Annotated in this window: 3 protein-coding genes; all 3 read left to right on the top strand. The window is 65.3% G+C overall.

From position 1 onward, the window contains the following. Positions 1-625: DnaJ C-terminal domain-containing protein (locus G8767_RS35050; RefSeq protein WP_166814260.1), on the top strand; the 625-nt coding region annotated here is incomplete at its 5' end. Next, the gene (locus G8767_RS35055; RefSeq protein WP_003942652.1) at positions 622-951 is read left to right on the top strand and encodes a chaperone modulator CbpM; all 330 of its coding nucleotides are present in this window, start codon (positions 622-624) and stop codon (positions 949-951) included. The genes G8767_RS35050 and G8767_RS35055, both read left to right, overlap by 4 nt. Beyond that, a partial coding sequence (locus tag G8767_RS35060) for a Clp protease N-terminal domain-containing protein (protein WP_166814262.1) occupies positions 933-2,787 on the top strand: 1,855 nt, incomplete at its 3' end. The genes G8767_RS35055 and G8767_RS35060, both read left to right, overlap by 19 nt.

Here is a 2,787-nt window from a genome sequence, read left to right on the forward strand (position 1 = left end):
AAGGGTGCACTTCGGTCACGGTGTCGGTGGCGAGGGCGGCGTCGACTTCGAAGACCTCTTCGGGCAGATGTTCGGCGGAGGCGGTGGGTTCGGACCGATTCCCGGCGCCGATCAGGAGGCCGAACTGGAACTGGCGCTGGAAGAGGCCTATCAGGGCGGAAAACGCACTCTCAGACTGGACGGACGGCAGTATGACGTCGACATTCCAGCCGGCGTCCTGGACGGCCAGCGAATCCGGTTGGCCGGGCAAGGAGGCCGAGGCAACGGTGACGCGCCGCCTGGGGATCTGTACCTCGTGGTGCGGATCAAACCGCATTCACGGTTCCGCGTGCAGGGTCGGGACATCTACGTCGATCTGCCCGTATCGCCATGGGAGGCGGTTCTCGGGTCGACAGTCGTCGTTCCCACCCCGGGTGGCGAGGCGAAAGTCAAAGTGGTGCCGGGCTCGTCGACTGGTAGGAAGCTGCGCCTGCGCGGAGAGGGAATGCCGAATCCGCGGGGCGCCAACGGCAACCTCTACGCCGAAATCAAGGTGATGGTTCCGTCGAAACCGACAGCACGTGAACGCGAGCTGTTCGAGCAGTTGGGCGCCGAATCGAACTTCGATCCGAGGAAAGAGACATGAGCACCCCGACCCCGGTCACTCAGTACGTATTGGTTCGCCGTGCCGGTTTGTCGCCGGATGCCTTCGCCGAACGTACCGGGCTGCACCCCGACCTGGCACGAAAGCTTGTGGCTCTCGGACTGCTCGACGCCCACCGCTACGCCGGCGGAGAGATGTCGTTCGAACCATCCGAAGTGGTCCACGCCGCCCGCATCCAACGGCTGCGGACCGGCCTGGGCCTGAACTACTCGGCAATCGGGCTCGTGCTCGATCTGCTGGATCGAATCGAGAAACTCGAAGCAGCTTCCCGCAGAAGGAGGACACCCCCATGGACACCGGCAGCCTGACTGAAAAGTCACGAGAAGCCCTGCAGGAAGCCCAGAACGTCGCGACCAGAATGGGCCACACCGAGGTCGACGGAGAGCACCTGCTGCTCGCGTTGGTCGATCAGCAGGATGGGTTGGTACCCCGACTGCTCGAACAGGCCGGCGCGAACGTCGATGCCCTGCGATCCGATCTGGATCGTGAACTGTCGCGTAGGCCGAAGGTCAGCGGCCCCGGCGCGACACCCGGTCAGGTGACGATCACCCAGCGCCTGGCCAAGCTGCTCGACGCCGCAGAGCGGGAGGCGAAGCGACTCAAGGATTCCTACGTGTCGGTGGAGCATCTCGTGATGGCCCTCTCCGAGGAAGGATCGGCCAGCGCGGCCGGTCGGGTCCTCGCCAGTCACGGGGTCACACGAGACGCCTTCCTCACAGCGCTGACGAAGGTGCGCGGCAATCAGCGTGTCACCTCGGCCACCCCGGAGGGGGCGTACGAGGCATTGGAGAAGTACGGGCGCGACCTCGTCTCCGAGGGGCGGGCAGGCAAACTCGATCCGGTCATCGGCCGAGATGCCGAGATCCGCAGGGTAACTCAGATCTTGAGCCGGAAAACGAAGAACAACCCGGTGCTGATCGGCGACCCCGGTGTCGGTAAGACCGCGATTGTCGAGGGTCTCGCCCAGCGGATCGTCCGCGGCGACGTGCCCGAGGGCCTACGCGACAAGACGATCTTCTCGCTCGACATGGGTTCTCTGGTGGCCGGTGCGAAGTACCGCGGCGAGTTCGAGGAGCGACTGCAGGCCGTGCTGTCCGAGGTGAAGGCTGCCGAGGGGCGCATCCTGTTGTTCGTCGACGAGTTGCATACCGTGGTCGGAGCGGGCTCGGTCGGCGGCGAGGGGTCTCTCGACGCCGGCAACATGCTCAAACCGATGCTCGCACGCGGCGAACTGCACATGATCGGTGCCACCACTCTCGACGAGTATCGCAAGCACATCGAATCCGATGCGGCACTGGAGCGTCGCTTCCAGACGGTTCTCGTCGACGAGCCCAGTGCCGAGGATGCGATCTCGATTCTGCGCGGACTTCGAGAACGCCTCGAGGTGTTCCACGGCGTGAAGATTCAGGACGGTGCATTGGTGGCCGCCGTGACCCTCTCGCACCGGTACATCACCGACCGCTTCCTTCCGGACAAGGCGATCGATCTCGTAGACGAGGCATGCGCTCGGCTACGCACCGAAATCGATTCGATGCCCGCCGAACTCGACGAGCTCACCCGGAAGGTGACCCGGCTGGAGATCGAAGAGGCCGCACTGTCCAAGGAAACGGACGCGGCCAGCAAAGCGCGCCTCGAAGAATTGCGCAAGGAGCTGGCCGACCTGCGGGCCGAGGCCGACGCCCGGCACGCTCAATGGGAGGCGGAGCGGCAGGCGATCCGGCGGGTGCAGGAGCTGCGGGGAGAGCTGGAACGATTGCGCCACGAGGCCGAGGAGGCGGAACGCAACTACGACCTCAATCGGGCCGCCGAGTTGCGGTACGGCGAGATCACCGCGCTGGAGCGCCGGCTCGAGGCGGCGGAGGAGCAACTGGCTACCAGGCAGGGCCGGAATCCGTTGCTGCGTGAAGTGGTCACCGAAGACGAGATCGCAGAGATCGTGGCCGCGTGGACGGGTATCCCGGTCGCCCGGCTGCAGGAAGGTGAGCGGGAGAAGTTGTTGAAGCTCGACGAGATTCTCCACGAGAGGGTCGTCGGTCAGGACGAGGCGGTGCAACTGGTCGCGGACGCGGTGATCCGGGCGAGGTCCGGTATCCGTGATCCGCGCCGGCCGATCGGTTCGTTCATTTTCCTGGGCCCGACGGGCG

Source organism: Rhodococcus sp. IC4_135, from assembly GCF_011602025.1.
Lineage (GTDB): Bacteria > Actinomycetota > Actinomycetes > Mycobacteriales > Mycobacteriaceae > Rhodococcus_F > Rhodococcus_F baikonurensis.

Bases quoted from the DNA above. Each gene is read 5' to 3' on its own strand.
- G8767_RS35055 (WP_003942652.1), top strand. From the start codon at position 622: ATGAGCACCCCGACCCCGGTCACTCAGTACGTATTGGTTCGCCGTGCC.